This window comes from Herbaspirillum sp. UBA812, assembly GCF_002296545.1.
Classification (GTDB): domain Bacteria; phylum Pseudomonadota; class Gammaproteobacteria; order Burkholderiales; family Burkholderiaceae_D; genus Herbaspirillum; species Herbaspirillum huttiense.
Genome location: NZ_DBIC01000221.1, coordinates 28,456 through 34,390, shown reverse-complemented (window position 1 = coordinate 34,390; position 5,935 = coordinate 28,456). Strand labels below are relative to the sequence as shown.

Sequence of the window (5,935 nt, the reverse complement as noted above, 5' to 3'; positions counted from 1 at the left end):
CCGGGGTGGAGCGCTGGATCGATGATCCGCGCCTGCTGCAGGTCAGCGATGTGGTGAACTAGGCGGCCCTGGCCTCGTTCGGCAGCCATCGTTCCATCTTCCCCACCAACGTCGACGGCGTGCTCGCCATGGCGCACGGCCTCTCGCGCGGACGCCCGCTGCGGCGCTTCATCCAGATCGGTACCGGCATGTCCTGTGGCCGCAACGCGCCGCGCCCGGTGTCGGAAGACTATTCTCCCGCCGATGGCGTCGAGCACTACCTCGATTACACCGCCAGCAAGTACCAGGCCGAACAACGCCTGCGCACTGAACTGCCCGAGTTGCCGCTGGTCATCGCGCGGCCGTCCATCGTGGTCGGCCATACCGAACTCGGATGCGCCGCCTCGGGCAGCATCTACTGGGTCTTCCGCCTGGCGCGCGCCTTGCAGGCCTTCCCCTGCGAGCTGGACCAGAAGATCGACGTGATCCCGGTGGACTATTGCGCCGAAGCCCTGCACCTGCTGCTGGAAAAACCGACGCTGAAATACGCGGCCTACAACATCTCGTCCGGCCCCAGTCACGCCTGCACCTTCGGCGAAATCGATGAAGCCATCAGCGTCGGCACCGGTGAGAAAAAGATGTCGCGCTACCGCCAGACCCACTACGACAGCTTCCTGCAGATGCAGGACCGCTTCAAGGACCTGATCGGTCCCTGCAACAAGCGCATCGTGTTGAAGGCGATTCGTTCGTATGGCTATTTTGCGGCGGAGGAAGTGCTGTTCGACAACCAGCGCCTGATCGAGGAGGGCATGCGGCCTCCACAGCCGCTCACCGATTACGTGACCCTGTGCGAACGCACCAGCAAGGATATCCTCATCGCGCAGCAGATGAAGTACGACTACAAGACCTGAGCCTTCCGCTCAGTCGTCGTCCTCAAGCGACGCGAAAAATTCACCAGGCTCAGCGGCATCACGCGGGCGCATCGAGCAGGATCTCGATGCGTTCCTTGCCGCGTCCGGTGTTCTTGCGTTTGAGTCGCAGTGTTCCCACTTCGGCGGTGGTGCGCGGATGCGTACCGCCGCAGGCCATGCGCGCAAATCCTTCCACTTCCCAATAACGCCGGCCGGCGGCTTCATCGCTGAATGCGGTGACGATGGGTAATCCCGCCGCCACCAGTTCCTGCGCGGCCGCCTCGATGGCGGGGAACAGCGGTGCCAGGCTGGTGTCGCTGGCGAAGTCCACGCGCGCCTTGTCCATGGCGATGTGTGCGCCGATGCGTTCGATTCCCGGCCGCATCTGATAGACCAGCTGCAACACCATCTCGGCCGCAAAGTGCAGGCGCATCAGGCGATAGCGGCGTGCCCAGTCAATCTGCAGGTGAACCGCATCACCGACCCGCAGGCCATGGCCGGGCGGCAGCGTATAGACGATGGTCTGGTCACGCTTCTCGGCCTGCAGCACAGGATGGCCGCCCAGCGTGCCGGCATCGCTCTCCTGGCCACCGGAGAAGGCGAAGAAGATGGTCTGCGCGATTTGTACCTGATCACCATCGACTGCCGTGACGGTCGTGTCGAGTTCGGTCTGATAGGGGGCGGACCAGAATAACTTGTGCGTCATGTTATCAGTGGGCAGGGATAGCTATAGATGATCAGCGGTAGCATCGGCAGGTCATCAGCCTGCCGATGCGTTCAAAAATGTGAGAAGAGATTCTACGATAACGGCGGACTTCAGCTTCTTATCTCCTGCCTTACGCGGGATGCGCTTCCAGCAAGTCTTCAATCGCCGCAATATCCACCGCATCGCGCTGCCCCGGCCGCAGCAATTCATCCGCATAAGTCCGCCACAAGCCACTGTGCAGGAAGTAGCGGAACAACTCCGTATCCAGATGCTGTTCCCGGCACATCCTGGCCATGATGCGCAGTGATTCCGACAAGGTCTTGGCCGGCTTGTAAGGACGGTCCGCCGCCGTGAGTGCTTCGAACACATCGGCCAGCGCCATCACCCTGTCCTGCAAGGGCAGCCCGGATGCGCGCAGGCGGCGCGGATAGCCGGTGCCATCCATTTTCTCGTGGTGATTGGCGGCGGTATCGGGCACGCTCTTGAGCGAATCCGGCCACGGCAGGCTCTTCAACATCACCAGCGTCTGCACGATGTGATTGTTGATGGCGAAGCGGTCTTCTTCGGTCAGCGTGCCGCGCCGCACGGTCAGGTTGTGCAGCTCGCCCATGTTCTGCCGGACCTGCGGCAGCTGCATGTCGAAGCCCAGCACATTGCGCGGGTCGCCGCGTTCAACCGGCGGCCGGTGTCCGTCTTCCCAGGCTACCTTGTGTTCCGGCTTGTCGGCCAGCAAGGTCTCGGTGCAGGGCAGTTCCTGCTGCATCTGTCCACCACGCGCCGCGGCGAGCCGCCGGCTTTCTTCATCGGCCAGGCCCAGGCTGTCATCGAAATGACGCTGCCAGGTCTGCATGGCGATCTGGCGCAGCCGTGCGATGGCTTCGTCCGACATGGCTTCGCCCCCGACATTGCATTGCGCGACAAAGGCAAAGTCCTCGCGCAGCTGATGCCGGCGGCGCTCCAGCTCTGCGCGCCAGGATTCGGCCCGGGCTGCAGGCAAGGTAGCGTAGAGCTCGCGCAGCAGATCCAGTTCGGCATCGCGCCACAGCACTTCAAAACGCATGCGCACTTCGTGGATGCGGTTGTGGATCACCTCCAGCTTGGTCGCCTTGTCCACGATGTGTTCGGGACTGGTGACCTTGCCGCAATCGTGCAGCAGCGCCGCCAGCTGGAAGGCATAGCGCTGGTCCTCGCTGAGGGTGAAGCCGGCGTAGCGGCCTTCACTTTCCTGCGCCAGGCGGTCGACCAGCTGGATGGCCAGGTGCGGTACGCGTTCGCAGTGGCCGCCGGTATAGGGACTCTTGGCATCGATGGCGTCGGCCATCAGGCGGATCAGGGATTCCAGCAGGGCCTTCTGCGCAGCGATCAACTGGCGCGTTTCGATGGCCACCGCCAGCATGCCCGACAGACGCCGCGCAAAGGCCAGGAAGCGCGGATCCTCGTGCACGCTGTCATGGGCATGCATCAGTACCAGCAAACCTTCGAGTGAGCCGTTGCGGCCGCGCAGATCCAGTTCCACGCGCATGCGGCCATCGTCGGTCTCACGTGCGGCGATGGTGTCGGCAGCGCCTGCACCCGTGCCTTGTGCGTCATACGCCATGCTGTCGGTCAATCCGCATTGCTGGCCATAGGCCGCCGCGCGCTGCATCTGGCCGTCTTCGCGCTGCCACAGATAGACGGCACCGCCGTCGCAGCGCGTGGCCTGCACGAATTTCTCCAGCACCTGCTGCAACATCTCTTCGACATGCGTCTCGGTACTGAGGATGGCGCTGATGTCGAGGAAGGCTTCCACCGTCAGGCTCACGTGGTCCACCATGTCGGTGAGCATGTTGATTTCGCGCAGGGTACTGCGCCGCCGGTCCTGGGTGCGGAAGTCGAAACGCGACATGCGTCCGGCCCGCACCGCCAGCCGCTCCATGCTGCGGCCGATGGCGCGCCCGGCCCACCAGCCCAGCGGCAGGAACGCCAGCACCACCAGGAAGGCCACCAGTACCAGGGTCTTGCGATTGCGGTCGAGCTGGCCCAGCAGTTCGTCACCGGGCGCGGCAATGAGCAGCCTCAGTGCATGGCCATCGATGACGTCGAAGGGCAGCGACAAGCCCAGCCACTCACGCCCGTTCACGCTGTACAGCGCGCTGGTGTCGCCGGCCAGCGCACGTGCGGAGAGCTGTGACAGGCTCGGGACTTCCAGATCCTTGAGACTGCGGAAACGGAAACTCTCGCCCTCCTGTTCCAGCACGCGCGCCATGTCGCTGTAGGCGATCACGCGCTGGTGTTCGTCCACCAGTGCCAGTTCGCTGTTGGGCGTCAGGCGCAGGTTGCCGAGGCTGGCGGCGAGGTCGTCCAGCGTCATGTCGATGGCGACCACGGCCTCGCCGTCGCGCGCACGCTGCGAGAGGCTGATGCCGATCTGGCGCGTGGTGAAGAAGACGTAAGGGGCCGAGATGGAGGGGATGAGCGAGCGGTCCGCCGTGGCATACCAGGGGCGCGTGCGCGGATCGAAGAGATAGTCCGCCTCATCGCGCAGGGCCAGCAGTTTCAGTTCGGCATCATAGAAACGGTATTGCCCGTGCTGCGTGCCATCTGCATCGCGCACGATGCTTTGTACCAGGAAGGCCGATGCCGCCGGTGCCGAGAAGAAGGCGCGCTGGTCGGCACCGCGCAGCGAGCGCACCAGCAGGAAGTCGCCATTGGGGTAGCCCACGTAGACTGCCGACACCAGCGGATTGGCGACCAGGTCGATGGAGAAGGCGGCGATGCGCGTGAGACGCTCATCAAGTTGCGTGGCTTGCGTGATCGGATCGAAGGCCAGCTGGCGCAGCGTGGCCACTGCCGGGTCGATGATGCGGCGCGAGCGCTCGGTCATGATGCGTCCGGCATCCTCGGCTGAGCGCTCGGCCATGTCCAGCAGCACCTGGCGCGCGCCCCACCAGCCTACCGAGACCAGCACCACGGCCAGCAGGACCATGCCCGCCATCACCAGGGCGGAAATGCCGAAGCGTACCGGCAAGCCAGGCACGGTGGCATCGTCGTCGGACGGATCAAACAAGGGGCGTTCGGGAAGGGGCATCGAGCACGCAGTGACTGGGTGACATGCAACGGAACCCGCGATGCCATCAGCGCCGCCCACCTCCGGCGCACAACGGGACACGGCCTCTTTTTTCTTCGGGCCAATATACCGGAATTACGTTGGGCCAGCAAAAAGCGGTCAAGTCACTGTCGGCGGCAATGCCGGGCGTCTTGATGGCGTGACGCTCCTTGCCGGTGGCGACGCAGTAGCCGGGCGGAGCCGCCCTGCCGGGGCGGCCAAGCGGGCGATGCCTACAGAAAAACCACACATTTATCAACAGATACCTGCAAGATGTCGCATGTGGTGTACAATACGACCTGTACTTGCATCAAGTTGTATTCTTGTTGGTTCCAATTCCGCCTGACTGTCGTTCCCTCCTCGGTCGTTCTGTTTTCTTTCCTTCGGTTTCAGTTCTTGGTTTCAAGTGCCTATCAGGCATCTGCCTTCATTCGTCCCAAACTTTTCCAAAGGAAACAAACATGAGCACTCAAACCGGCGTAGTCAAATGGTTCAACGATGCCAAGGGCTTCGGCTTCATCACTCCTGATGCTGGCGGCGCTGACGTCTTCGCGCACTTCCAGGACATCCAGTCCAACGGCTTCCGCAGCCTGTCGGAAAACCAGCGCGTGTCCTTCGACCGCGGTGTCGGCCCCAAGGGTGAAAAGGCCACCAACATCAAGGTCATCTAAGACCAAGATTTTCGCGCAAGCGAAGCAGAACATCCTCGCTGTCCGCGCCTGAACGCCTCCGGAATTCCATACGCTCCAGAGGCCAGGCCGGCAGACTCCGCAGTCCTTTCATGTCGGCGCGATTTTGTCGCAGACTCTCACCTGGCAGATAGCCAGGGAGGGCCGGTACCGAACGTCAGGGCAGCGCAGGACGTCGTTCCTGCCAGAGACTCAGCTGTGGCCGTGCAGATAGCGCGGGCAGGTGAACCACGAAGGCAGGAGCGCGTCAGTCACGGCGCAAGCCGTGTAGCAAATAGTTAATTAATCGCTCGTAGAGCGTGACACCGGCCCGCACCAACGGCGGCCTCCGGACCACAACACGAACACCTGGATTGCGACCGCACCGGCCAGATAGACCGGGCAGGACACTCTCGCAGCACCTGGCAGATCGCCAGGGTCATGAGGGAATCCAGCGTTAATCAATGAACGGCCCATCTGGTTTCAGATGGGCTTTTTGCGTTCTGGAACCGATATAAATCATATAAATGGTTTATGTCGTCTGGCTGTGCGGACTGTCCAGCAGCTGCAAAGCCTGCGCCACCAC

At 62.8% G+C, this 5,935-nt stretch carries 4 protein-coding genes; 2 read left to right on the top strand and 2 right to left on the bottom strand.

The window, feature by feature from the left end; all coding sequences use genetic code 11:
* Positions 1 to 68: 68 nt before the first annotated feature.
* A complete protein-coding gene (locus tag B3873_RS14630; protein ID WP_349676448.1) occupies positions 69 to 890 on the top strand; it encodes an SDR family oxidoreductase in 822 nt (273 codons plus the stop codon).
* A 58-nt stretch (positions 891 to 948) separates the two neighbouring features.
* On the opposite strand, the gene B3873_RS14625 is transcribed toward B3873_RS14630, so the two are convergent.
* Both B3873_RS14625 and B3873_RS14620 read right to left on the bottom strand, forming a co-directional pair.
* Entirely contained in the window at positions 949 to 1,596 is a 648-nt protein-coding gene (locus B3873_RS14625) for an alanyl-tRNA editing protein (RefSeq protein ID WP_209533630.1), read from the bottom strand.
* A gap of 130 nt (positions 1,597 to 1,726) precedes the next feature.
* Positions 1,727 to 4,663, bottom strand: coding sequence for an HD domain-containing phosphohydrolase (locus B3873_RS14620; RefSeq protein WP_286866925.1), 2,937 nt, complete (start codon positions 4,661 to 4,663; stop codon positions 1,727 to 1,729).
* 479 nt (positions 4,664 to 5,142) lie between these two features.
* Here B3873_RS14620 and B3873_RS14615 point away from each other — a divergent pair, with 479 nt between their 5' ends.
* The gene (locus tag B3873_RS14615; RefSeq protein ID WP_006461922.1) at positions 5,143 to 5,352 is read left to right on the top strand and encodes a cold-shock protein; all 210 of its coding nucleotides are present in this window, start codon (positions 5,143 to 5,145) and stop codon (positions 5,350 to 5,352) included.
* Positions 5,353 to 5,935 lie beyond the last annotated feature (583 nt).

Excerpts from the sequence above, each read along its gene's own strand:
- B3873_RS14620 (WP_286866925.1), bottom strand. The coding sequence starts at position 4,663 with ATGCCCCTTCCCGAACGCCCCTTGTTTGATCCGTCCGACGACGATGCC.
- B3873_RS14625 (WP_209533630.1), bottom strand. The coding sequence starts at position 1,596 with ATGACGCACAAGTTATTCTGGTCCGCCCCCTATCAGACCGAACTCGAC.
- B3873_RS14615 (WP_006461922.1), top strand. The coding sequence starts at position 5,143 with ATGAGCACTCAAACCGGCGTAGTCAAATGGTTCAACGATGCCAAGGGC.